Here is a 25,106-nt window from a genome sequence, read left to right as displayed (position 1 = left end):
TGCACAGAAAATTTACTATAATCTCAAAATTTGGAGTGAATTTCACGTGAGGCACCAGCCAGTACATACATAGTGAATGCCCGGCGCATCATACGGACGTGCATCCGTCGGTATCATTCGTCTGAGTAAAAAGGCAGGCGGGGCTGCCGTATTACAAGAAGGGTTCAGAGTCTTTATCCAGATACTCTTGTACAATATCAATAGCGTTGGTCACCACATCACTCAACGCCACAATGAACGTACCCGGCTCGGCAATGGAGATGGCATGTTTAATGGCTTCCACTTCTTTGGGAATGGTCTCATAAGTAACATGCTTGTCAACCGATTTAATCCCCTCCACCACTAACGCAACAATATCCTCTTCCAGTCGTCCACGCAAATGCTTCTCCTGCCGTATAATGATGTGATCGAACATCTTCGCCCCAAGCCTTCCGATCTCTACGATGTCCTGATCGCGGCGATCGCCCACACCCGCCATAATGCCGATCTTTTTTGGCGAGTTGATGGTGCTCAGGAACTCATCGATAGCAATGAACCCCGCAGGATTATGCGCAAAGTCTATCATCACCGTAAAGTTCTTGAAGTTGAAAATGTTCATCCGCCCCGGGGTGAGCGCCGGCGAAGGAATAAACGTTCCGAGCGAGAGCTTGATGCCTTCGGTTTTAAACCCGAATAGATAGGCAGCCAGCGATGCTGCCAGGATATTGCCGATCATGAATTTCGCCCTTCCACCGAACGTAAGCGGAATCGTGGTGACTTTCTCAATGCGGATCTTCCAGTCACCTTTTTTAATGGTAACATATCCATTTTCATAGATCGCAGCGATCCCGCCGGCTTTACAATGTTCAACAATAACGGGATGTGCTTCATTCATGCTGAAATAAGCCACCTTACAATCCAGGCCTTTCGCGAGGCCGACGCAATTTTCATCTTCCGCGTTTAATACAGCCCAGCCATCTTTTTTAACGCTACGTACCACCACGGACTTTACCATGGCAAGGTCTTCGAGGGTGTTGATATCACTGATGCCAAGATGGTCTTCGGTAATATTGGTCACGATACCGATGTCACACAAGCTAAAGCCAAGACCTGAACGTAGTATACCACCACGGGCCGTTTCCAGTACGGCAAATTGAACCGTGGGATCTTTTAATATGAACTCCGCGCTGAGCGGTCCCGTGGTGTCACCTTTCTCCAGCAAATGGTTTTGAACATAAATTCCGTCGGAGGTTGTGAATCCTACACGGTACCCTACGTTCTTAATGATATGCGCAAGCAGACGCGTCGTCGTCGTCTTACCATTGGTTCCTGTCACGGCAATAATGGGAATTCGCGATGGCTTACCGGGAGGATACAGCATATCAATCACAGGCGCCGCTACGTTGCGCGGCAGGCCCTCGGAAGGCGCAAGGTGCATGCGGAATCCGGGCGCTGCATTTACCTCCAGTACAACACCACCACTTTCCTTCAATGGTAGCGTGAGGTTTGCCGCCATAATATCAATGCCGCAGACATCAAGTCCAATGACATGGGCAATGCGCTCGGCGACAAAGATATTTTCCGGATGCATCTTGTCGGTGACGTCAATCGATGTACCCCCGGTGCTCAGATTGGCCGTGGACTTTAAGTATACCACCTCGTCTTGTGACGGCACCGTGTCCAGCGTGTACTGTTTCAGCGCGAGGAGGTCCAGGGTATCCCGGTCTACAGCAATTTCCGTTAGTACGTTCTCGTGCCCATATCCTCTGCGCGGATCTTTATTTTCGATATCAATGAGTTGTTGTATCGTGTGCGCGCCATCACCGATGACGCGGGCAGGAACGCGCTGCGCCGCCGCAACTACCTGGTTATTGATCACGAGTATCCGGTAATCGTTGCCGGTAATAAATCGCTCCACGATAACCCGCTTCGAATATGTCTGCGCATGGTGAAGCCCTTCCACCGCCTTTTCCCAGGCGTTCACGTTAATGGAAGCGCCTTTACCATGATTACCATCGAGGGGCTTGATCACAATGGGATAGCCGATCTCTTCGATGATTCGTTGAAGGTCTTCCTCCGAAGAACAGATGTCTCCCACGGCTACCGGTATAGCGGCCATCTTCAGAAGCTTTTTTGTCTGTGCTTTGTTTCCCGCAATATCGACAGCAATGTGACTGGTATTTTGCGTAATGGTGGCCTGGAACCGAACCTGGTTCACACCATACCCAAGTTGTATCAGCGAGTTCGTGCCCAGCCTGATCCAGGGTATGTCACGTGACGCGGCCTCACCCACCAGCGATCCCGTGCTCGGACCGAGACGAACATCTTCGCGAATCTCCCGCATCGTACGAATGTCGGCACCGGCATCGTATTCGGCGTTCTGAATCAATGCTTCGGCTATACGCACAGCGGCTTCCGCGGCATACAGTCCCACATTTTCTTCCGCATAGCTGAACACTACATGATAGATGCCCCGGGTCTTCGTCTCACGCGTTCGTCCGAAACCGGTCTCCATCCCCGCCAGGCTTTGGATCTCCAGTGCAATGTGCTCAATGACGTGTCCTATCCATGTTCCTTTTTCCACGCGGTAAAAAAAGCCACCCGGTCGTCCTTCTGAGCAGCGGTGCTCATACATGGTCGGAAACATCGCTTCAAGGCGTTTTCCAAATCCATCGATCATATTGGTAGGGCGATCTTCCAGCTCCTCGATATCCAGGCGCATCTGGATCAGTTTCTTACGGTTAACGCTCCATATATTAGGCCCGCGCAGGGCCTGAATCTTCAGTATTTTCATGATGGGGACTGATCCGCTTCTGCTTCACCGGATAAGGTTAAGCAAAGTAATTAGTGAATTCAAATTGATTATAGGTCTGAATGGGCTAACATTGAAGGAATTTTGAAACAATCGATCGATATGGTACCGAAGGGTAAACTCATTGTGGTCGGGGGAGCAGTCGATAAGGGCAGTTTTACCGAAGAGCACGACGAAAAGGAGGTTCAGAAGAATTTCAATTTTTTCGAACGCGGCATCCTGCGGCGAATCGTTACAGAATCTGCGCACAACAACAATTCGCGTATTGAAGTCATCACCACCGCCTCGCAGGTACCCGAAGAAGTAGGCCATGAATATGAAAAAGCGTTCCAGCATCTGGGCGCTACGAACCTCGGCATACTGGGTATCAAAACACGTGAAGAAGCGAACAGCGAGGAGATCAACGATCGCCTGGCAAAAGCCGACATTGTCATGTTCACCGGTGGTGATCAGCTGCGCCTTACTTCTATTTTAGGAGGTACAGCCTTTCATCGCAACTTGCTGTCGAAGTATCAGCATGAGTCGGTTGTCATCGCCGGTACGTCTGCCGGTGCAGCAGCATGCTCTAACAATATGATCTACCAGGGCTCGGCAACAGAGGCCTTGTTGAAGGGAGAAGTAAAGATTACCAGCGGTCTGGGCCTGATCAATCATGTTATCATCGATACCCATTTTGTCCACCGTGGCCGGATCGGCAGACTATTTCAGGCCGTGGTCGGCAACCCCATGGTGCTGGGAATCGGACTGGGCGAGGATACAGGCTTGCTCATCATCGATGGCAAAAAAATGGAAGCGCTCGGATCGGGGCTTGTAATCCTGGTCGATGGCCGCTTTATTAATGACACCAATCTCACTGAAATTGAACTGGGCGAGCCTATCTCCATCGAGCACCTCGTGGTACATGTCATGGCGAAGGGAAGTTTGTACGACCTTGAAACACACAAGCTCATCGTACACAAAGCGACAAAAAGCGTGCTGGCAAAAAATATATCCCATCATCCATGACCCAGGCAAAAATTATCGTTCACGGTGGCTTTTTCAGCGAGGCAGGTACTACAGATCATATAAAGAAAGCCAAGCAGGATGCCCTGGCAGATATCATCCGGAAAGCATATCTCTTTGTTCAGAACCATAGCGCGCTTGAAACTGTCGTATATACTGTTGAATTACTGGAAGATTGCGATCTCTTTAATGCAGGCACCGGTTCGCAGATTCAGCGCGACGGAAAGATCCGCATGAGCGCCTCCCTGATGGATGGTGTAAGTTTGAAGTTCTCAGGCGTCATTAATATAGAGGATGTAAAAAACCCAATTCGCGTAGCCGAATGTTTATTGGAGGTCGACGACCGGGTTCTGAGCAGTGAAGGTGCCACCCGCTTTGCGCGCGTGCACGGGTTCAAACACTTCAGCACCGAAACAACACAACGCAGACAAGAATACGAAACCAAACTCGCCTCCACCGGCGTGGGAACGGTTGGCTGTGTGGTGCTCGACAGCCACGGCAATCTTGCGGCTGCAACATCGACCGGTGGAAAAGGATTTGAATTACCCGGAAGAGTATCCGACTCTGCAACCGTCGCCGGTAATTTCGCCAATGCAGCGTGTGCCGTGTCATGCACCGGAGTGGGAGAAGATATCGTGAGCGGCGCGGTAGCGATCAAGATCGTAACCCGCGTTACCGACGGCGTACCGCTTCACGAAGCCTGTAAAAGAACCTTCGCCGAGCTAAAACCCTTCGACGGTTTTGCCGGCGCCATCGCGTTAGATAAAGACGGAAACGTATTTTACATCGACTCACATCCCCGCATGGTGTTCGCCTCATTCGATGGCGAAAAACTTGTCATGTTTAAGTAAATCGGTCTCCCGGCACGCCGGCCGTTCACGCCAAAAAACTGACGATTCACACCACATAGTCCCCTCCCCGGCGCCCATGCGCTAATCAAATCAGCCGTGAACGGGTTAATAGGTTGGTAATGACCAAAACCCATTAACGCATATGAAAGTAAATAGTAAACAACATGTATGGCAGCCGGCCATGCGCAAAGCAGCGATGGCGCTCACATTGGTAGCATCACTCGTATTTATCTCGGGTTGTAGCGATGATGACGATGACTCACCGTCGACGGACGAAAAAACGATTGTTGCAATAGCCCAGGGTAACAGCAACCTGTCGTCGCTGGTCACTGCGCTGACGAAGTATCCCGACCTGGTCTCAACGCTCAGCGGTAACGGCAATTATACGGTCTTCGCTCCCACCAATACCGCGTTCACGAATCTATTGACGGCGATCGGCCAGCAGTCCCTGGATGACATTCCGGAGGACGTGCTCAAAAATGTACTGCAGTATCACGTCGTCACGTCCGGCGCGGTACGCTCCAGTGAGTTGAAAGACGGCAATGTGGAAGCCGCCAACGGTGAAGACATTGCCGTGACAGTCACCGGCGGTGTAAAACTTAACGGCGCCACGAAAGTGACCACCGCCGACGTCACAGCGTCCAACGGAATTGTACACGTAGTCGACGCCGTACTGGTGCCGCCTTCGGTCAGGCCAATTGTAGGCACCATTGTGGCCCCCGCATACTTCAACAAGAATTTCACCACGCTGATCGCCGCCGTGAAAGCCGCTGATGCGTCGATCATGACAACGTTGCTGGGCAATGGCCCTTCGAACAAGAAACTTACGTTGTTTGCCCCGACAAATGCAGCGTTCACGGCTGCGGGTATTACTACGCTGCCGGGTAAGGAGACGCTGAGCGCGGTCTTGGCATACCACGTTATCGATGACGAGGTGCGTGCTGCTGAGCTCCCTTCGGGTAGCGCAACAATCCCTACCCTGGGCGGTGATTTTTACCTGAGTAATAACGGCTCCGCCGGCGTATTCATCAATGGAACAACGAAAGTTACCACCACGGATATCCTGGGTTCGAATGGCGTGGTGCACGTGATCGATCGCACGCTGATGCCGCCGTCAAAGACCATCGCCGGCATTGCCTCCGATTTATCGACCGCCGGCAGCCCGCAGTTTACGCAGCTCGTAGCCGCCCTGGCCAGAACCAGCGGCACAGAGACAGACCTGCTCGCCGCCGTGAGTAATGGAGACGCTAACCTCACTGTGTTCGCTCCGACCGATGCTGCCTTCGCGCAGCTGTACGAGGCACTGGAGGTCGATGGCGTCGACGACATCCCGCTGGCCACGCTGACAGCCGTGCTACAGCACCATGTCGTAGCCGCCCGTGTATTTTCCACCGACCTGAAAGACGGAAGTGTGCCCACCCTCAACGGAAACGTAACGGTTAGTGCCACCAATAAAACAATTACCGACGGAAGCGGCAACGTGGCCAATCTGAACACCAACGCAGCGTTGCTCAATGTGCTGGCAACCAACGGCGTGATCCATACCATTGATCGGGTATTGATCCCTGATTAACAGTAAGGAGCAAACAAATCGGCTCACACCTTGTTAGCAGGGTGTGAGCTTTTTTTCACAGAGCTTTGGAATTAGCGTAACGGACAAAACTATGTTTCGTACAAAATACCGGTACCTGCTGATTCTGCTCCTGGCCACGTACTCGCTCGTTAATATTCTGTTCGTCGTAGGCGACAGGCTGTTCGATTTCACCGTCCCTGTACCCGTACTGTTTGGTTTATTACTGGTGGTTGTGCTTGGGATTTGGGAACTGAACAGGCTCATCGATCACCACCTCGACACGCTATATCAACGCTTCGCAGGCAAGATTCACCCCCTGATTGTACTCTTTATCCTCAGCCAGTTGAACGCCATGATCGCGGCGGCGGTGGCCCTTGCTGCATCATACCTTGTGCTCGGCCGGGAGCTGACCTGGAATGCAGCTCATTACACATTGGTGGTGGCGTTCGGCTTTCGCGTCAATCTCTTTCTGAACTGTGTGAATGCCATCTGGTATTTTGTGGACCGCTACCGGGTTGCCGAGCTGCGCGCTGAACAATTCGAAAAGGACAGCATCGAAGCGCAGTTCGAAGCGCTCCGAAACCAGATCAATCCGCATTTCTTATTCAACTGCCTGAACGCCCTCTCCAACCTGGTTTATAAGGATGCCGACACGTCCGCCCGGTTCATCGCGCAACTCTCGAATGTATACCGATATCTGCTCTACAGCCAGGAACGAAAGATCGTATCGCTTCAGGCAGAAATCGATTTCATCGACTCGTATCTGTTCTTGCTTAAGATCCGGTTCGGAGACAACCTCTCTATCGTTAAACGCATTGCCACCGATGTGTATAAGTTCCACATCGCACCGGCTACGCTGCAAATGCTGATTGAGAATGCGATCAAACACAACATCGTGTCGGGGAAAGCCCCCCTCCGCATCAACATCACCGCCGTGGATGGCTCGATCTCCGTATCGAACAACCTTCAGGAGAAGCATATCAAGGAGCCCTCCGCACGGGTAGGCTTGAAAAATATTCAGAAACGATACGAATTCCTGAGCGGTAAGCCCGTCGAGATCAAAAAAACAGACAACGAGTTTATTGTTACAGTTCCATTGGTAGAGGTAGATCCCAGTTAATCCATGATAGCGCTCATTATAGAAGATGAAATAGAGGCAGCCGAGCGCCTCGTAACACTGCTCGAAGAATGTGAACCTTCGATCAGGATCGTGCAGACGATAGATTCCGTACAGGATGCGGTACAGTATTTTTCCGCCGGCAAACGTGCCGACCTCGTGTTCATGGACATCCAGTTGGCCGATGGCAAAAGCTTTGAGATCTTCGACAAGGTAAAGATCGACTCTCCCATCATCTTCACCACGGCGTTCGACCAATACGCATTGCAGGCGTTTAAGCTTCACAGTGTCGATTACCTGCTCAAGCCGATTCAGGCAAACGAACTGATGACGGCTATCCAAAAACTCAAAAAGGTTTACCAATCGGATGCGCATCTCACGCACTCCGACATCGCCGCCCTTAAGGAAATCATTGCGAACGCCGGTAGCCGGTTTAAACAACGCCTCCTGATCAAATCCGGTAATAAGCTGCAATATAAACCCGTGGACAGCGTCTGCTATTTTTTTGCCGATGGCAAGACCAGCTACCTGGTAGGAAAAGGCGATGCCAAAAGATTCATTGTCGATCACACGCTGGAGGAATTGGAGGACATGCTCAATCCGCGGCAGTTTTTCCGCATCAGCCGGAAATACATTGTGAACTTCGACTGCGTATGGGAAGTGAAAGGACTGATGAGCTCAAAACTTGAAGTGAAGCTCAACCAGACCTGCGAGCATGACCTTTCCGTGAGCCGCGAGCGAGCGCACGAATTCAAAAAATGGATGGATCGATAACGCTAGGAACGCCGTTTCCGGGCAGCGCGCCCCAGGAATTTAAAGGCATCGACCATTAAGAATGTACCCGTAATGCCCGTGACGCCACCGGCAAGCAGCAAAGCTTTTCCAAGATCATCCCGCTTGCGACCCAACATGAGGCCGCCCGCGATCGTAACAGAATAGCCGAGGGTGGCCACGGCGATACCGGCCTTAAAATGCCTTTCCGATCTTCCCAGATTTAATTGAATGTTGTCCACATCCGCGCGAAGCGCCAGGAGTTCGTCTTTTAGTCGCTCTCCGCTCACCACCGAATCAGCCTGGTGCTGCTGCGCGTGCGCGCCGGATAGCGCCAGAAATAACAGGATTGTAAAAGTAAATCGCATTAGTATCATAATAGTATATGGTCAGGCAATCAGCAAAAATGCCCGCCCGTGCACCACGCGGACGGACATACGAGGGATAAACAGCAAAATGACAAATATGTTTAGCCGGAAACAGCCCCGGAAGACGCATTGCCGCAAATAGGCGGTATCGCTTGAGGCAGATCACACCCAAAATATTCCAGTTCGCGCACCTGAAATTACCAGTCATGCAAGACAGCGCGTACGATTTCTTTTTTCGACGTATACTCGGCCTGTGCAAAAAACCATGAGCAGACCGACCAACTTCCGGGTCATCTCCGATGATCCTGATTCCTATAAACTTGCGTTTTCAGTTGCCTCCCTGGGCAACAACAAAGACATTTTACATGTCATGTCTGAGGCAATTCACCTGCGACTGAACCTCCTCCTGGGAAAAAATGCGCTTAAACTCGTTGGTGCATCCAATAAAACCGACTTGTTCGAATCATTCGAGGAAGATAGCGGCTATGTAGAGATCGACACCGTACATGTTTCGGAAACAAGCATGTCATTCGAAGCGTATCTGTATAACCTGAATAGCCGCCTGAAAGGCAAAACTTCCTGCTCCCTATTTTTTGAGGCCTGTTAGATCCTGGAACTTATTTAGATGAGCCTCCCACAGTACGGGAGCTGCAAAACATCACCATAACTTAATAGTTCGCACTCCTCCACACAAAGCTCCATTTGTATTATTGCGGAATCTCCCATCAGCACGATCCGCAGCATGTTCTATTCAAGCATGGAAACGAAGGAAGCCAGGTTCAAGGAGCTGTATATGCAGCACCGGCACCTGCTGTTTTCGTATGTGTATAATATCATCTCCGATCATGCACGGGCGGAAGACATCACCCAGGACATTTTTATCAATGTATGGGACCGGTTTGACGACCTCGATATCCGGGAGCCCCGGGCATACCTCATGCAGGCTGCGCGGTTTCAGTGTGCCCGATATTTCAAACGTAACAAATTCACCCACGTGCAGCTGGACACCGTGGTGGACATCATCAACCGGCACGAGCTCGATCTCTCGCGGGAAGAAACCGAAGAGCTTATAAAACAGATTACCACCAAAGCAGATTCTCTACTGCCCGAAAAATGCAGGCAGGTATTCGAGCTGCGATTTTATCATCAGCTGACCAACAAAGAGATCGCCGAAAAGCTCGGTCTGTCTGTCAGTACGGTCGAGAACCAGGTCAACAAGGCACTCAAGCTCCTTCGCTTCTCCCTTAGCCAGCAAGCAGGTATTGTATTATTAGCCGCTACCATCGGGCTGAGTGTGCAGTAGTACCGTTGTGTTAATTTAATATTCTCAGTCTATCATCACCTTATGTTTAATAGCCTGTCACTATTACCGAATTGTTAAATGAATAAAAGCGCGTAGGTGCTGCACTCCAGGACAGTACTATGTATCTGAAAACGACGCATAGTATTTTCGATGGAAGAGAAGATCAGAGATTTATTTAACAAGTATGTTGAGGGAACAGCCTCTGCCAAAGAGCGGCAGGTTGTAGAAGAGTTTTTTGAAAAGATGCAGGAAGGTGGCGTTACACCCGAACGCGCGGCACACGACCGGCTTCTGTTGAACAGACTGGACGAAAAAGTATTTAAAAGAACTATTCACCGCCAACGGCTTCGGAGAAAAATCATGCTGGTCGCGGCGGCATCGCTGCTGGTAATTCTTTCCGCCATTGTCCCCATATTCCTTCTTCAAGAAAGCACAATCACAGTTCTCGCACAGCAGGGCGAACGCACACGTGTGGTGCTTCCTGATTCCAGCATTGCATACCTCAATTCCGGCAGTGCGATCTCCTATTCCAGCCGCATGCGCGGAAGTGAACGTACAATAACGCTCTCGGGAGAGGCCTACTTTGAAGTGAAGCACGACCCTTCGAAGCCTTTTATTGTTGAGAGCAGCGCATTAAAGACCCGCGTGCTGGGCACCCGTTTCGTTGTATCAGACTATCCCGGCGAAGAAGCATCTGTCGTGGTGCGGTCCGGAAAAGTAGGCGTGGCAGCAGCCGACAACAGGCCGCTTGCCATTCTGGAAAAGGACCAGCGCGTTTACTATAAAAACGGTATACCGCGGGTAGAGCCCGTAGAGTCGAAGGAATACTATAGCTGGAAAGACGGCAACATTGTGTTCGATGCGTCCAACCTGAAGCAGGTGATCCACCTGCTCAACCGGAGGTTTGACGTCAACATCGTACTGACCTCGACCATCGACGAAAAATGCACGATTACCGGAAGCTATCCCGATCGGCATATTGAAGATGTTTTGAAAAGCCTTCAGTTCATCTATGGAATTGAATATTCCTTTGAAGCGAACGGAGAGATATGTCTAAAAGCAAACCCCTGTTAAAACCCCCACGCGCCTATGCTATAAGAACCCATTACAAACAAAAAAGCCCGAGATCAAGGCCAGTCGATTTCGGGCAGTCAAATTGAATTTCAAGGATCAATTATTAACTGTTTAAAGGTATTGTAATAAATGCAATTATCAATTATTCAACCTAAAAAAGGTTGGGTATGGCTACTCTTTTGTCTCTGCTGTGCCATATCGAATCTACATGCCCAGGACCGCACGGTGAATACCAGCCTGAAGGTAACAAACGCAACGCTCCCCGAAATCCTGAAAAAGATCGACGACCAGACTTCTTACGCTGTCGCCTATTCGAAGGATATTTCTCAACTGGAAAAAACCGTTACGTTGGATATTTCAAACAAGTCTATGGCCGAGATCATGGCCACGTTGCAAGCACATTTTCCGATCGATTTCAATCTGACGAACGGTGTGATCTCGGTGAAAAAAAAGCCCGCGGAAAAACCAAGCGATAAACCCATACGGGGAAAAGTAACGAACGAGCTGGGAGAGCCGATGGTGGGTGTCAACATCGTATTGAAGGGTACGACGATCGGAACAATCTCGGACGCGAACGGGGAATATAGCATTGCCGGAGTCCCCGACGATGGCATTTTGACTTTCTCCTTTATCGGGATGTTACTGGAAGAAGTAGCGATTGGAAGCCAAAGCGAGGTCAACGTCATAATGAAGGAAGATGCCGCGATGATGGATGAAGTGGTGGTAACCGCGCTGAACCTGACACGCGAGCAGAAGTCGCTGGGTTACTCGGTGACAAAAGTAGAAGGTGAGGACCTTACGCGGTCTGTCTCCGGCAACTGGCTGACAAACATGTCCGGCAAGGTGGCCGGTCTCATCTATGCGCAGGCAGGAACGGGACCCAGCGGATCGATACGGGTGACATTGCGTGGCGACCGCTCCCTGAACTATGGTAGGAACGAGGCGTTGTTTGTAGTAGACGGCGTGCCCATCTCGTCGGGTATGACGGCCACGCGCAGCGTGAGTAACTATGCGCAGGAAGACGCGCCGGTAGACTTCGGTAATGGTGCAAGCGACATCAACCCGGAAGACATCGCAAGCATTACGGTACTAAAAGGCCCCGCAGCGGCGGCGCTGTACGGCTCGCGTGCTGCCAATGGCGCCATTATCATCACCACCAAGTCGGGTAAGAAAACAAAAGGTATCGGCGTTACGATCAACTCTTCCGTTACCTTCGAAAAGGCCGGATACTTCCCCGGCTTCCAGAAGGAATACGGCAACGGCATAGACCTCGGCTTGAACGAGTATTCGCTATGGGAAATCACTCCCGGTATGGCACCCGACGGCGTCGCACAGCCGCGAAGCTATTCGCGCTACACATTTGGCGAGAAGTTCGATGCCAACAAAACACGGTACCTGTACGCTTCCAAAGACTGGAACACCGACACCTATACCAAACTACCCTGGGTATATCAGGACGACTGGTACACCGGCCTGTTTCAAACGGGCGTTACCACGAACAACACCATCACCATCGACGGAAACAACGGTCAGGGTACCTCGACACGTTTCTCTGTAACCAACTACAACAACGACTGGATCCTTCCCAACACCGGCTTTAAAAAACAAACCGTATCACTCACCGTCAACACTCCGGTAACGGAAAAGATAAAGCTCGCCGCCAAGCTGAACTATTATCACAAACAAAGCGACAACATGCCCAGCGGCGGCTACGATGAAAGCAGTCCGATGTACTCGCTCGTGTGGGGATTCAACGTAAACAGCATCAACGACTGGAAGAACGAATATTTCAGCGGACGTTATAACTATGCCAACTGGTCGGCGGGCGGAACAGATGGCAAAGGCCTGGTATATCCCAGCACGGCCGGCTATAACCCGTATCGCACGCTGTACGAAGCCCTGAGCTCGGAAGACCGCGACCGGATGTTCGGAAACATCAGTGTTACTGCCGACCTGGTGAAAAATCTTTCGTTCATGCTTCGTTCGGGACTGGACTGGTCGAATAACTTCCGCACACAGCGCAGGCCGTTCTATACCACCGATTATACCAATGGTTTCTACCGCGAGCAAACCATACGCGAAATGGAGAACAACAACGACTTCATGCTGCGCTACCAGAATAACGACGTAGCCAACGGGCAACTGGGCCTTTCGGTGATGGTGGGTGGCAACAACCGGGTGTACGAAAATTTCAACAGCAAAATCACACTCAGCCAGCTGGGCGAAGAGGGCATCTACCATACCACGAATCTGCCGACAGGTATAAATCCCGATCCGTATAACTATCGGATCAAGAAGATCGTCAATAGCTTTTACGGCATGGCGTCGCTTAGCTGGAATGATACCTACTACCTCGACATCACCGGCCGTAACGACTGGTCGAGCACACTGGCGCCTTCCAACTGGTCGTATTTCTACCCGTCCGTGGCGGCCAGCGTCCTGCTGGATGAAGTGCTGGACCTTCACACCCGCACGTCGTGGGTGGACATGTTAAAACTGCGGGCGTCGTGGGCCAATGTCGGAAACGACACGGAAGCCTATTCGCGCGATCAGTACTATAACGCGACATCATATCCCGGAGGATATACCCTGCCGAGTGTAATACCCGATCCGTTGATCAAGCCCGAAAAGACCGCCAGCTGGGAAGTGGGCCTGGAAGGTAAGCTCCTCCACCGCGTGTCATTCGACCTGGCACTGTACTCGGCCTCCACCAAAAACCAGATCGTGCCAGTGGCCATCGATCAGGCGACAGGGGCTACCTCCATGCGGATAAACGCAGGCGAGATTACCAATAAAGGCGTGGAGGCGGCCATGACGCTCATGCCGGTAAAGACCAAAGACTTTACCTGGTCGTTTGATGTGAACTGGGCGAGGAATATCAACAAGCTGGTGAAGCTACAAGATGGCTGGGACCCTACCCAACCCCTGCAGACCGACAACGGAACGACCATCGGCAGCCGCACCTTTGTGTATTCGTATGTAGGAGAAGAGATGCACGTGCTCTACGGACGAGGTTTCAAAAGAGCACCGGAAGGCGCTTCTTATCTCGATGAGAATGGCAACAAGGTGGACGCTTCCGGCATGCACATCGTCAATGCCGATGGATATCCGGTACTCGACGAGTCTCCCGATCGCCGCATCGGCAAGGTAAATCCCAACTGGCGTGCGGGCATGGTGCAACGCTTACAGTACAAGAACTTTTCCCTGGCGGCAACACTCTCCGCGCAATACGGTGGACACTCGTATTCGGTTACGAACTTCTCGCTGTCGTATCAGGGCAAGCTTACCAACTCGCTGGCGGGCCGTAACGATGGCTTAGTACACAAAGGGGTAAATGCCGTGACCCATGACGATGGATCGGTTACCTATACCAAGAATACAACCGTAACCGGCAACATCCAGACCTATTACAGCAGCTATATGTGGACCCGCGACAATACTGAAATGAACACGTTCAGCACGGACTTCATAAAACTGCGCGAGCTGCGTCTCGACTATCAGATTCCTTCGAAAATCCTGGCAAAAACACATTTCTTACAGAAGGCGTCCGTGGGCATGTACGCCACCAACGTGTTTTGTATTACCGACTTTCCGCAGTTTGATCCGGAAACGGGTTTGCTGAACGGATCGGATATATACTCAGGCATCGAATCCATGGCGTTTCCCATGACACGCACCTATGGTTTCAATGTTCAGGTTTCATTCTAAACGAACCGATATGAAAACATTCAACAAAATACTGATAACAGGGATGATGGCCATTGCCATGTTCGCCTGTACTTCTGAATTTGAAGAGACGGATAAAAACCCCAACCTTACCACGGTTGGGAATGTACGTGCAAGCGGTATGTTCGAGCCGTTGCTGTACGGCAGCGCCAACGCCTGGTTAAATCAAACCTGGTTCTGGAACAACGAGCTCATTCAATTCACGGCGTTTACCGGCGGAGTGACACGTCAGGAGCACCGCTACTCCATTGCCGATGGTAACTGGCAAGGTGTATGGAACCTGTACACCAGCTACGCCAACAATGCCGTGCATATGTACGACTTGAGTGTTGAGCAGGAAGACCGGGCGCTTCAGGCCGTTGCGTTAACACTGAAAGTATTGTACATGTCGAACCTGTCGGATATGTACGGTGATATACCGTATGCAGAAGCCTTCACAGCCAACAAACCCGGCGGTACCACTACGCCGGCATTCGACTCACAGATGAATGCGTACAAAGCGATGTTTGCCGACCTCGAAGCTGCTAACGAGCTCTACGCATCGCAGCCCGTATTTCTAAAGCCGGCCCTTGACGGCATGTACGGCGGCTCGATGGAAGCATGGCGTAAATTCAACAACTCCCTCTATCTGCGGTTGCTCTGCCGCGTAAGCGGGCGCACCGAAATGCAAGCCGGATCGAAGATGACCGAGATCCTGAGCGCGCCGGCTTCCTACCCTATCTTCACATCGAATGCAGACAATGCCACGGTTAAGTTTTCGGGCAGCGATCCGTATCTCAACCAATTCGCCTTGACCAGTCAGGGAGAATTTACCAGCTCGGGACGCAAGCTCACGCGGCAACTCATCGGCATGACGGTTGTTACCGACGGCGGTGGAGCACAGGTATACATAGATCCTCGCCTCCCGATCATCGGCAGGAAGAACCCGGACGCCGTGACGAACCCCTCCAACATCTGGATCGGCACGGTATCGGGTTGTACGGCCGAAGAGCAAAGCATCGTCGACAGAGGAACATCATGGCTGAACGCCGCCGTATTCTGCCGTGCCGACGCGCCGGCCTGGTTTATGGACTATGCGGAAGTGCAGTTCATTCTGGCCGAAGCCGCCCTGAAAGGGTATATCGCTGGCGGCGAACCAGCGGCAAGCGAGTACTATACAGAAGCAATAACCGCCTCGTTGGAAAAATGGGCGCCACTCGGACAATTCAGCGCCGTGCCCGTGACCATTTCCGAAAGCGACATCACCACCTTCCTGGATTCTGAGCTAGCCTCATGGGACAATACTGGTAACAAAGAAGAACTGATCGCCAACCAAAAATTTCTGGCGCTGTTTTGGACCGGCATGGAAGCCTATCACGAATACCGTCGCACCGGGTACCCCGAGCTGACAATTGGCGATGGTACAGTCTTCAACGACTATACACTTCCCACGCGCTTTGCATTTCCCAACACCACGATCGCGACCAACGAAAAACATGCGCGTGAGGCCCTCGAAAGAATGGGTGGTGATAATACCATGAAGACTCCCGTATGGTGGAGTAAACAGGCTATTGAAGCGAACTAACGCATAAAAATGCATAACATGAAAAGCACTATAACGTTCAGATCCGGACATTTTACTGCCATCCTGTTGATAATGGTAGCGGTCCTGTCGCTGCTGTTTGTTTCCTGCAGCGATGATGACGAGGAATTTTCAGGTGATCCCTATTTCTCCATAGAAGACGGCCCTACCGGTCTTACAGCAGGCGTCGAAGGCTCAACCGTGAGCTATACAGTACGCTCTAACCGGTCTTGGCAGGTCGTGGCACAGGAAGATAATGATTGGGTACGCGCGTTTCCGGCAGAAGGAAGCGAAGACGGAACCTTTAAATTCATTGTAAAAGAGAATGAAACATTCGATGCCCGCACGATAAACTTTTCGTTTATCGTAAACGGAACGGAGCAACCCGTGCTCTTCCGTGTGGAGCAGGCCGCCAATGTGCCCTATATAAACCTTCCGGGCGCGCAAAACGGCGCCGAGGTTCTGGCCGCCGGCGGCGATGTTACGATCGACGTAGACGCTAATGTGGCCTGGACCTACAAACTCGACGACGATGCTACGTGGTTAACGCAATTGGAATTATCCGCTACAAAGATCAGACTGCGCGCGGAAAAGAACAATGGCGCCGACCGCTCAGCAACGGTAACTATACAGTCCTCCGAACACCCGGAGCTCGACAAGACGATCGTCATCACACAGCTGCCAGGCAATATCATTTTGCGGGAAGACTTCAGCTGGCTGGCGTATGGCAACGAAAAGCCCTACAATACCACCGGCGAGACGCGCTTCGATACATGGACGCAGGACGAAATAAACCATGGATGGTACAGCACCCCGGTAGCAGCTTCAAGCAATCAACCGCTCCTCTACGCCCGTCAGGGTTTTGTGAAGCTGGGCAAAACCGGCTTTGGTGGCGACCTTATTTCACCCAGGCTCAACATTGAAGGCACGGCAAATATTCGCGTAACGTTCAAGGCAGCTGCATATATCTCCGCCGGCGGAGCGATAGACGACAAGCTTCTGAAGATATACGCCTTGGGTGCGGGTGCGACAAGCATCTCGCAGCTTACGATCGACAACGTGCCCAATTCGGAAGCACAGGACAACGCAGGCGTGGTAAACAATATCTGGGCTGCCGAAAGAGCCTATAGCTTTACCGTTACAGGTGCCACGGCCGATACCCAGATAAAGTTCCTCGGCGGCGACTACAACCTGACCGGTGTCGGACTAGGGAAGAATCGCATCTTTATCGATGACATCAACATCGAAATTATCGAATAAACCGCAGTCGCCACGACTCCATAGGTCGTGGCGACTTTTTTAAAACACTCCTATAAACTAATACGCAGTCATGAGAAATAGATCATTGGCAGTATGCCTGTTGACAGGTGTACTCCTGGCAGGCTGTGCCGACCTGGGTGTAAAACCCACTACAGAAAGCACAATACCTTATACACTCAACACATCGGATATTGGAACGCTGGCGACCGGCACCACTGCCATTACCGTTGACCCTTATGTAAACACCAGCAGTTACATCAACAGTGGATTTTCATTTCTGAACCCCACCCAGGTAAATAAGAACCGCGAGGCCATCGGAGGAAGCTCTTACACGGCAGTGTATGGCTTTAATGTTCCGGAAGAGAACCGGGCGAGAGGCATCCGTTGGAACGACGACGATGAGACCACGAAGATCTGGATACCACAAGGGATCACGGGATTTAAGAAGAATGGCATACGCTACCTGCTGGTGACCTGGTATGGCACCGATGGTGCGGAATACAAAGGGTCGCGCATCACCCTGATGGACATCAGCCCGAGCTCCAGCACATACCTGATGTACCGCCATATTCTGCTGGTCCAGCACACTGTACCGGCATCAGTGTCCGACTATACACAATACGGAACGTATGCGCCTCTGAACATACACGCCGGTGGCGTGGCATACGTCAACGACAAATTGTACGTGGCCAGTACAAACCTCGGCATCCGTGTATTCGACCTCAACAAGATTATAGAAGTGGCGACCGGCGATGAAACTACAAACCGATGTGGCAAAGCTCCCGACGGAACACTGTATGCGTTTAACTACCGGTACATTCTGCCACAAGTAGGATACTATGATATCAACGGTGGGGCCGATCCGTTTTCCACGATACAGATCAATGCGGAAGGAACCGAGTTATGGACCGCACAATACTCTACCGGAAGTGCAGCAGCCTCCGTTGTTCCAAAGATTTACGGCTTCCCGATAAACGCCAGCGGCACGGTGCTTAATTCCGGCATCCAGTACGTCATCCCAAAGAACTCACTTTTTGACGGCAACCACGCCCATGGCATGCAGGGAATTTTTAGAAAGGGTTCGAGAACATGGTTGTCATGCACCGGATCACCGTCGGAGTCATACGGCTCGAAAGCGCGACTGGCACGATACACCGACGGCGACGACAACACCGTGCGGTATCGATGGCCTTATGGCGCCGAAGCATTATACTATGAAGCCGAATTGGACTACCTGTGGAGTCTGACCGAGCATGCCCCCAATAGTGGAGCCGACAACGGCAGCCAGGTGAACAGATGCATATTTGCCGTCATCTTTTCGAAGTATGAATAGGCGCGAACGTAATAATAAAAGAAGTATATAAACAGCGAAACGTGAAGTACACAAGAAGGCATTTTATAAAGTTGGGAAGCGTTACGACGCTGGCAGGACTCGGTGGATTGGGATTCAGTTTTGCCGGCTGTCAGGAAGATGGTCCGGTAGATGAAAATAACAACCTGGGCATCCGGGGTGTTTCTATTCCCTCCAGCCTGGACGTTACAGCAGGAACCGATATAACCCTGCAAGGCATGGGATTTCAGGCAGGCGACACGATCGAGTTGATGCGCTCGTCCGACGGGACAATCTTTACCGTGAGCGTTACGGCCATCACGAATAATTCCGCGACCTTCCCGATGCCCGACGGAATCACCACCGGAACTTATTCCATAAAAGTTATCCGAGGGGCGGACAGCCTTACGCTCGGCCGTACACTGCTAAACGTCGTAGCCGACACAGACATTCCGGATGTCGCGGGCATGACCGTAAAGGGTATTGTCTACTGCGATGGCAAAGGCGTTGCCGGCGTGGTTGTATCGGATGGATCTGAAGTAACCGTTACCGACAGCAAAGGCATATACTACCTGCCTTCGCTCAAGAAGACCGGGTTCGTTTTCATTTCTATTCCTGCGAACTACGAGGTGGCCAACCAGGGCAATGCACCACAATTCTTCAAGCGGGTAAGCAATAATACCACTGCTGTAGAGCAAAAGGACTTTTCACTGATGAAGGTGAGCAATGAAAAACACGTCGTCATACCCATGGCCGACTGGCACCTGGCCAACCGTAACAACGACCTGGAGCAATTCAACAGCAAGGTTCTTCCCGATGTCAACGCAACCATCGAGCAATACGCCGCCGACGGCACAAAAGTATACGTGCTCACCCTGGGCGATATGACCTGGGAGCTTTATTGGTACAGCAACGGGTTTGGGCTGAACGAGTATATTCCGTACATGAACAAGCTGAAGAGCCCGGTCTTTAACCTGATGGGAAACCACGATAACGATCCGTATTACGCCAATGACTGGGATGCCGAAGAAAAATACCGCGACATCATCGGTCCTACCTATTACTCCTTTAACCTTGGAAAGATTCACTACGTGGTGCTGGACAATGTAGAGTACGTAAACAACGGAGGCACCGTGGGAACCATTGGTGACCGCAGCTACCGGGACACCGTCCATAACGACCAGATCGAATGGTTGAAAAAAGACCTGGCCACCGTCACCGACAAGAACACACCGATTGTACTGGCCATGCACACGCCGTTGTATGCAAATCCCTCGCTCGGCGCGGCAGGTACGCAAGTGAACAAGATCGATATGACGAATGGCGATACCCTGACCGACTGTTTCCAGGATTTTTCTACCGTGCACGTCTTGACCGGACACACGCATATCAATTACACCGTGGAAGAAAAGGCTTCTATAATGGAGCACAATATCGCAGCGATCTGTGCTACCTGGTGGTGGACCGGTAAGAACGGCTACGCCGGAAACCATACTTGCCGGGACGGCAGTCCGGGTGGATACGGCATCTGGAAGATGAACGGCCGCGACATAACGTGGCTATACAAGAGCATCGGCTACCAGGAGAACTACCAGTTCCGTGCGTACGACCTGAATGCTGTACACATTACCGCTGCCGCGTTCGCCCCAAACTCGACCGACAGTGCACTCGCTAAATTTGCAGGTCCTTATGCCGCGCAACATGCCAGCAACGAAATCCTGATCAACGTATGGGGCTACGACAGTCAGTGGAAAATCGAGGTTACCGAGAACGGAAAAAGTCTCGCCGTGAGTCGTGTGAAGGTGCTCGACCCGCTGCACATCGTTTCCTACGAAGCACTGCGACTGAACGCAGGCGCTCAGCCAACCGATGCCTTTGTCTCGACCGAGACAGCACACATGTTCAGCGTCACGGCCAGTGCACCCGATACGACCCTGGAGATTTACATCACCGACCGGTTTGGAAACGTTTATACAGAAAGTATGGTCCGCCCGAAGCAGTTTGGGCTTTTGATGAAATAGTAGTTGTGATTTAGCGCGGGTACTTCCATTTAAAATGAGAAGACCCGCGTCATTGTCGGCCGGGGCAGCTATTTCTTTTTTAGAACCACCGATACGATCATCGAGATAGCCAACAGGAAAGCAATGATGATCAAGGAGATTTCTATCGGAATCTTGTAGAAATCCACGATTACCATTTTCACACCAACAAATACGAGTATCGTTGCCAGCCCATACTTTAAGTACGTAAAATACTTCTCAATTCCAGCCAGGGCAAAATATAAGGATCGCAGACCCAGTATGGCAAATACGTTTGACGTGTATACGATGAAGGTATCGTCCGATATGGAGATGATTGCCGGGATCGAATCCACAGCGAAAATGAGATCAGTACCCTCTATCAACATGACTACGATGAACAAAGGTGTTGCCCAGATCCGGTGATCACGCTTGACAAAAAACTTATCGCCTTCAAACGATTCAGTAACAGGAAACATCCTTCGAACGAATTTCACCATTGGATTCTTCTCGGGGTCCAGGGGTTTGTCTTCTCCGAAAAGCATACGGGCACCCGTGAAAATGAGAAAGCCCCCAAAGACGTAAATCAACCAATGAAACTTGTGAATAAGCTCTATGCCGGCGAAGATGAAAATCACGCGCATCACCAGGGCCCCAAATATGCCCCAGAAGAGAACCTTATGCTGGTAAGCATCGGGCACCCGGAAGTACGAGAAGATCATAATAATGACGAATATATTGTCAATGCTTAATGACTTCTCTACTACGTAAGCAGTAAAGAATTCAAGCGCCTTCTCTTTATCAAAATAATGATAGACAAAAAGATTAAATAGCATTGCAAGAACAATCCAGACAGCAGTCCAGGTGAGCGCCTCCTTTACGGATACCGTATGTGATTTTCGATGAAAGACCCCGAGGTCCAATGCCAGCATACCGATCACAAAAAGGCTAAACGAGCCCCAAAGTATAAATTCTTCACTCATGATTGTTGTTGTTCAATCCTGGACACAGGCAAACCGCTGTATTCCGTTACACCCGTCACTTGACAATACGAAGTGTTCACAGTTAAAGTTACCCTTAATAGTTGATCTGGACACTATAATTGGACCGAACTTTGCTGTTTATTTTATATGTCAACACCTAACGTTCGATACTATGAAAACAACTACAAATTCAGGCATTGATTATATCATGATTGCCATAATTATATTATACATCATCACGCCCTTTTTAGAAACGTGTTCCAGACAAGCGCCTGGGTGAGTGTTCCTGGGGTTTCACCCGACCGATGAACCTTCACTTTCTTTAATACAGTTGTCGTGAAGCAGCAAGGGTTTAACAATCGAAAAGCTGATAACAACGGCGGCCGTAAATTCTATCCAGGGCCACGCAACGGCATCCGCGCAATAATCTGACAAAAGGATAGCAAGGCAGAAAACACACAACGTACTTATTGTTCCGCTCGCATCCTCTGCGCTATCTTTTTTATGTGTTGGTATACGGTTCATGTATATTACCATGCACTTCCTGTGCCATATAATTTCGTACAATTTAACCGGCAGTGCCGCTTTTCCGGAGATGCAAACGGGGCGAAACTCCCCACCGGGCGAAATTACCCACCCGCTCACCAATAAAGTCGAACCTTTACCGCGCTTTCCTGTTTATGTTAATACCTTTGCATGAAATGGATCCAAATGAATTCCAACGAATTTAAATTACGGGAACGTGTAAAAGAATTGAACTGTCTTTACAAGTTATCCAGAGTTGCCTGGGAGGCTAAGAATGATTTTGATGCGATCGTATCAAAGACACTGGAGATCTTACCCACCGCCCTGCAACATCCTGACGCTGCCGAGGCAAGTATATCAATCGACTCCCGCGACTATTCAACACGTGGCTTTGATAAAACAACCACCGTGATTGCGGCAGAGTTACGGTTTGACAAGAAGAAATTTGGGACTATCCAAATTGGTTATAGGAGTTCCCGGTCGAATAAAGAGAAAATGGAATTCCTTCCGGAAGAAAGTCGCCTCCTAAAAGCCGTGGCCCAGGAGTTATCGCTCGTGATACACCGCGCTTCGATTGAAGAAGATAAATACAAGCTCCAGGCACAGTTGCAGCATGCAGAGCGACTCGCCTTCGTGGGAGAGTTGTCTGCTGGAATCGCGCACGAGTTGAATGAACCGCTTGGCCGGGTACTGGGCTTCGCGCAACTAATTAAAAAGGCAGGGAGTCTAAACGAACAACAGGAGCAAGATCTTGAACGTATTATCAAGGCATCGCTCTATTCACGGGAGATCATTAAGAAGCTGATGATCTTTTCCAGGCAAATGCCACAACAGATCACGAAAGTTAATTTGAATGCTATCGTTCACAATATTCTGTATTTTATTGACGTGCGATTCCAAAGCCGCGGGATTACCATTGTAAAACAATTGGAACCAAACCTGCCCGAAATGATGGCCGATGAGGTTCAGATGAGTCAGGTCCTTGTCAATCTTATCACCAATGCCGTCTATGCGATGCCGGGTGGCGGGAGCATCTATGTAATAACCAAAAGCACCACCGCAAACGTGAAACTTATTGTGAAAGACACGGGTATAGGAATGACTGCAGAAGTTAAAGATCGGATTTTTGAACCGTTCTTCACCACGAAAGAGGTTGGACAGGGAACGGGCCTGGGCTTGTCCGTGGTGCAGGGCATCGTTGACTCACACAACGGTCAGATCATCGTAAATACCTCGCCTGGTAAAGGAACAAAGTTTGAAATCCAGCTTCCGTTAAAACAAGAAAAGAAAAAGCGATCATCATGAAACACGCAGGTAAAACAAATATTCTTGTCGTTGATGACTCACCGGAGACCGTCGAGTTAATCAAGCGAAACCTCGAGAGTGTCGGCTATCAGGTCTATAGCGCTAACAATGTTCAATCTGCGGTGAAGTTATTGGAGACTTTACAGGTCAACCTGGTGATAACCGATTTGAAAATGCCCGGCGAAAGTGGAATTGAGCTCGTGCGACACGTTTCCGAAAACTATAAGGGAGCGGGCACACTTGTCATTACCGGGTTTCCGTCCATTCAGGGTGCTGTTGAGTCTATCAAGATCGGTGCCGAGGAATATCTTGTAAAGCCCTTTACAGACGAAGAATTGTTTAAATCGGTCGAACGTGTACTGGCGAAAACGTCAAAGTATAAAAAAGAAGTTGTTTCAACTGCCCCCGTCAATTTTGGAATCATCGGCAGCTCAGAAGGCATGCACGATGTTTTCAAAACAATTAATAAGGCAAAAAATACAAACGCTACTGTGCTGATCAATGGCGAGAGCGGAACTGGAAAGGAACTGGTCGCCCGGGCGCTGCACTATGGTAGTCACGCATCGGCTGCCCCGTTTGTCCCGGTAAACTGCGGCGGCATTCCCGACGCACTACTCGAGAGTGAATTGTTCGGCTATGTGAGAGGTGCGTTCACGGGCGCAACCGAAACGCGTGCAGGTTTTTTTCAGACAGCGGACGGCGGAACCATTTTTCTGGATGAGATCAGCAATACCAGCCTGGCCATGCAGGCAAAACTTTTGCGTGTCCTGCAAGAAAAAGAGTTCTATATGGTCGGTTCGAAGAAACCTATGAAGGTAAATATCCGGATTGTTGCCGCCACCAATGTCGACCTGATGCAACTTGTAAAGAAAGGACTATTTCGGGAGGACCTGTATTACCGGTTAAATATCATTAGCATCGACCTGCCACCACTCCGTGCGCGTGACAAAGACATTATGCTATTGCTGGACTTCTTCCTGAATAAATACGTCCGCGAATTGGCGAAAGGGCCCATGCAATTTTCGAAGAAAGCGTTAAAATCCCTCACGGAATATGCTTGGCCCGGCAATGTGCGGGAGTTGCAAAACCTGGTGCATCGGCTGGTGATCATGGCCGACGAGGACACTATCGACACCCCCGACCTTCCGGAGAGCTTTCGGTATTCAGCCACACGAAGCCGGGGCTTGAATCGAAAACTCGCCGACATCGAGCGGGACTATATTTCAGATGTGTTAGCCGCAAACAAAAACAACATTTCACACACAGCGCAGATACTTGGTATTGACCGCAAAACGCTTCGTGAAAAGCTTAAAAAAGCGAAGGACTAGGCTGGGGAGAATTTCCCCGGTCGGCCGTCTTTGCTCCAACCTTCGTTGATCCATTCGACGAATTCGCCGCTGCTACGCACAAATTAAATGGTATGCCTTTTGGAAACACCTCCCCCGGGGTGCAACACCATGCAAACGAATACCATCATCGAAGACCTATTGAAGCGGGAGCTACGGGCACTGTGCAGAACGTGCATTCATGAGTATGAATGTATTTATC

Annotated in this window: 18 protein-coding genes; 15 read left to right on the top strand and 3 right to left on the bottom strand. The window is 50.5% G+C overall.

Features of this window, described 5'->3' with window-relative positions:
* Window positions 1-151: 151 nt before the first annotated feature.
* Window positions 152-2,773, bottom strand: coding sequence for a cyanophycin synthetase (cphA, locus tag K7P01_RS14240; protein WP_267294069.1), 2,622 nt, complete (start codon window positions 2,771-2,773; stop codon window positions 152-154).
* Between the two features lie 120 nt (window positions 2,774-2,893).
* Between cphA and K7P01_RS14235 the strand changes: the two genes are divergently transcribed.
* From K7P01_RS14235 to K7P01_RS32005, 5 genes are all read left to right on the top strand, one after another.
* Window positions 2,894-3,796, top strand: a complete 903-nt coding sequence (locus K7P01_RS14235; protein WP_267294067.1) for a cyanophycinase — start codon at window positions 2,894-2,896, stop codon at window positions 3,794-3,796.
* Window positions 3,793-4,644 (top strand): isoaspartyl peptidase/L-asparaginase, encoded by an 852-nt coding sequence (locus K7P01_RS14230; protein WP_267294065.1) that lies wholly within the window; start codon window positions 3,793-3,795, stop codon window positions 4,642-4,644. Before K7P01_RS14235 ends, K7P01_RS14230 begins: the two co-directional genes overlap by 4 nt.
* A gap of 142 nt (window positions 4,645-4,786) precedes the next feature.
* Window positions 4,787-6,217: a fasciclin domain-containing protein gene (locus tag K7P01_RS14225; RefSeq protein ID WP_267294063.1), complete on the top strand. Its 1,431-nt coding sequence runs from the start codon at window positions 4,787-4,789 to the stop codon at window positions 6,215-6,217.
* A gap of 91 nt (window positions 6,218-6,308) precedes the next feature.
* Window positions 6,309-7,337, top strand: coding sequence for a sensor histidine kinase (locus K7P01_RS14220; protein WP_267294061.1), 1,029 nt, complete (start codon window positions 6,309-6,311; stop codon window positions 7,335-7,337).
* Between the two features lie 3 nt (window positions 7,338-7,340).
* Window positions 7,341-8,108: a LytR/AlgR family response regulator transcription factor gene (locus tag K7P01_RS32005; protein WP_317987618.1), complete on the top strand. Its 768-nt coding sequence runs from the start codon at window positions 7,341-7,343 to the stop codon at window positions 8,106-8,108.
* 2 nt (window positions 8,109-8,110) lie between these two features.
* Here K7P01_RS32005 and K7P01_RS14205 read toward each other — a convergent pair whose 3' ends face one another.
* Complete coding sequence (locus K7P01_RS14205; protein ID WP_267294059.1) at window positions 8,111-8,482, bottom strand: hypothetical protein; 372 nt, start codon at window positions 8,480-8,482, stop codon at window positions 8,111-8,113.
* Window positions 8,483-8,738: 256 nt separating this feature from the next.
* Here K7P01_RS14205 and K7P01_RS14200 point away from each other — a divergent pair, with 256 nt between their 5' ends.
* From K7P01_RS14200 to K7P01_RS14165, 8 genes are all read left to right on the top strand, one after another.
* The gene (locus K7P01_RS14200) at window positions 8,739-9,080 is read left to right on the top strand and encodes a hypothetical protein (RefSeq protein WP_267294057.1); all 342 of its coding nucleotides are present in this window, start codon (window positions 8,739-8,741) and stop codon (window positions 9,078-9,080) included.
* A 150-nt stretch (window positions 9,081-9,230) separates the two neighbouring features.
* A complete protein-coding gene (locus tag K7P01_RS14195; RefSeq protein WP_267294055.1) occupies window positions 9,231-9,776 on the top strand; it encodes an RNA polymerase sigma factor in 546 nt (181 codons plus the stop codon).
* Between the two features lie 150 nt (window positions 9,777-9,926).
* Window positions 9,927-10,850 (top strand): FecR family protein, encoded by a 924-nt coding sequence (locus K7P01_RS14190; protein ID WP_267294053.1) that lies wholly within the window; start codon window positions 9,927-9,929, stop codon window positions 10,848-10,850.
* 129 nt (window positions 10,851-10,979) lie between these two features.
* Window positions 10,980-14,558 carry a SusC/RagA family TonB-linked outer membrane protein gene (locus K7P01_RS14185; protein WP_267294051.1) on the top strand — a complete coding sequence of 1,193 codons (3,579 nt, stop codon included), beginning with the start codon at window positions 10,980-10,982 and terminating at the stop codon, window positions 14,556-14,558.
* 10 nt (window positions 14,559-14,568) lie between these two features.
* Window positions 14,569-16,140, top strand: a complete 1,572-nt coding sequence (locus K7P01_RS14180) for a SusD/RagB family nutrient-binding outer membrane lipoprotein (protein WP_267294049.1) — start codon at window positions 14,569-14,571, stop codon at window positions 16,138-16,140.
* Window positions 16,141-16,158: 18 nt separating this feature from the next.
* On the top strand, window positions 16,159-17,397 hold the full coding sequence (locus K7P01_RS14175; protein ID WP_267294047.1) for a BACON domain-containing protein: 1,239 nt from the start codon (window positions 16,159-16,161) through the stop codon (window positions 17,395-17,397).
* Between the two features lie 70 nt (window positions 17,398-17,467).
* Window positions 17,468-18,730 carry a hypothetical protein gene (locus K7P01_RS14170; RefSeq protein WP_267294045.1) on the top strand — a complete coding sequence of 421 codons (1,263 nt, stop codon included), beginning with the start codon at window positions 17,468-17,470 and terminating at the stop codon, window positions 18,728-18,730.
* A gap of 41 nt (window positions 18,731-18,771) precedes the next feature.
* Window positions 18,772-20,748 carry a calcineurin-like phosphoesterase family protein gene (locus K7P01_RS14165; RefSeq protein ID WP_267294043.1) on the top strand — a complete coding sequence of 659 codons (1,977 nt, stop codon included), beginning with the start codon at window positions 18,772-18,774 and terminating at the stop codon, window positions 20,746-20,748.
* Window positions 20,749-20,816: 68 nt separating this feature from the next.
* Here K7P01_RS14165 and K7P01_RS14160 read toward each other — a convergent pair whose 3' ends face one another.
* Entirely contained in the window at window positions 20,817-21,728 is a 912-nt protein-coding gene (locus tag K7P01_RS14160; RefSeq protein WP_267294041.1) for a TerC family protein, read from the bottom strand.
* Between the two features lie 696 nt (window positions 21,729-22,424).
* Here K7P01_RS14160 and K7P01_RS14155 point away from each other — a divergent pair.
* Both K7P01_RS14155 and K7P01_RS14150 read left to right on the top strand, forming a co-directional pair.
* Complete coding sequence (locus K7P01_RS14155; protein WP_267294039.1) at window positions 22,425-23,558, top strand: sensor histidine kinase; 1,134 nt, start codon at window positions 22,425-22,427, stop codon at window positions 23,556-23,558.
* Window positions 23,555-24,886: a sigma-54-dependent transcriptional regulator gene (locus tag K7P01_RS14150; protein ID WP_267294037.1), complete on the top strand. Its 1,332-nt coding sequence runs from the start codon at window positions 23,555-23,557 to the stop codon at window positions 24,884-24,886. The genes K7P01_RS14155 and K7P01_RS14150 overlap by 4 nt, the downstream gene beginning before the upstream one ends.
* Window positions 24,887-25,106: the final 220 nt, after the last annotated feature.

The organism is Parachryseolinea silvisoli, from assembly GCF_021190955.1.
GTDB classification, from domain to species: Bacteria; Bacteroidota; Bacteroidia; order Cytophagales; family Cyclobacteriaceae; genus Ohtaekwangia; species Ohtaekwangia silvisoli.
The sequence above is the reverse complement of the archived record's forward strand: the minus strand, read 5'-3'. Positions and strand labels throughout refer to the sequence as shown.

Bases quoted from the DNA above. Each gene is read 5' to 3' on its own strand.
- cphA (WP_267294069.1), bottom strand. From the start codon at position 2,773: ATGAAAATACTGAAGATTCAGGCCCTGCGCGGGCCTAATATATGGAGC.
- K7P01_RS14235 (WP_267294067.1), top strand. From the start codon at position 2,894: ATGGTACCGAAGGGTAAACTCATTGTGGTCGGGGGAGCAGTCGATAAG.
- K7P01_RS14230 (WP_267294065.1), top strand. From the start codon at position 3,793: ATGACCCAGGCAAAAATTATCGTTCACGGTGGCTTTTTCAGCGAGGCA.
- K7P01_RS14225 (WP_267294063.1), top strand. From the start codon at position 4,787: ATGAAAGTAAATAGTAAACAACATGTATGGCAGCCGGCCATGCGCAAA.
- K7P01_RS14220 (WP_267294061.1), top strand. From the start codon at position 6,309: ATGTTTCGTACAAAATACCGGTACCTGCTGATTCTGCTCCTGGCCACG.
- K7P01_RS32005 (WP_317987618.1), top strand. From the start codon at position 7,341: ATGATAGCGCTCATTATAGAAGATGAAATAGAGGCAGCCGAGCGCCTC.
- K7P01_RS14205 (WP_267294059.1), bottom strand. From the start codon at position 8,482: ATGATACTAATGCGATTTACTTTTACAATCCTGTTATTTCTGGCGCTA.
- K7P01_RS14200 (WP_267294057.1), top strand. From the start codon at position 8,739: ATGAGCAGACCGACCAACTTCCGGGTCATCTCCGATGATCCTGATTCC.
- K7P01_RS14195 (WP_267294055.1), top strand. From the start codon at position 9,231: ATGGAAACGAAGGAAGCCAGGTTCAAGGAGCTGTATATGCAGCACCGG.
- K7P01_RS14190 (WP_267294053.1), top strand. From the start codon at position 9,927: ATGGAAGAGAAGATCAGAGATTTATTTAACAAGTATGTTGAGGGAACA.
- K7P01_RS14185 (WP_267294051.1), top strand. From the start codon at position 10,980: ATGCAATTATCAATTATTCAACCTAAAAAAGGTTGGGTATGGCTACTC.
- K7P01_RS14180 (WP_267294049.1), top strand. From the start codon at position 14,569: ATGAAAACATTCAACAAAATACTGATAACAGGGATGATGGCCATTGCC.
- K7P01_RS14175 (WP_267294047.1), top strand. From the start codon at position 16,159: ATGAAAAGCACTATAACGTTCAGATCCGGACATTTTACTGCCATCCTG.
- K7P01_RS14170 (WP_267294045.1), top strand. From the start codon at position 17,468: ATGAGAAATAGATCATTGGCAGTATGCCTGTTGACAGGTGTACTCCTG.
- K7P01_RS14160 (WP_267294041.1), bottom strand. From the start codon at position 21,728: ATGAGTGAAGAATTTATACTTTGGGGCTCGTTTAGCCTTTTTGTGATC.
- K7P01_RS14155 (WP_267294039.1), top strand. From the start codon at position 22,425: ATGAAATGGATCCAAATGAATTCCAACGAATTTAAATTACGGGAACGT.
- K7P01_RS14150 (WP_267294037.1), top strand. From the start codon at position 23,555: ATGAAACACGCAGGTAAAACAAATATTCTTGTCGTTGATGACTCACCG.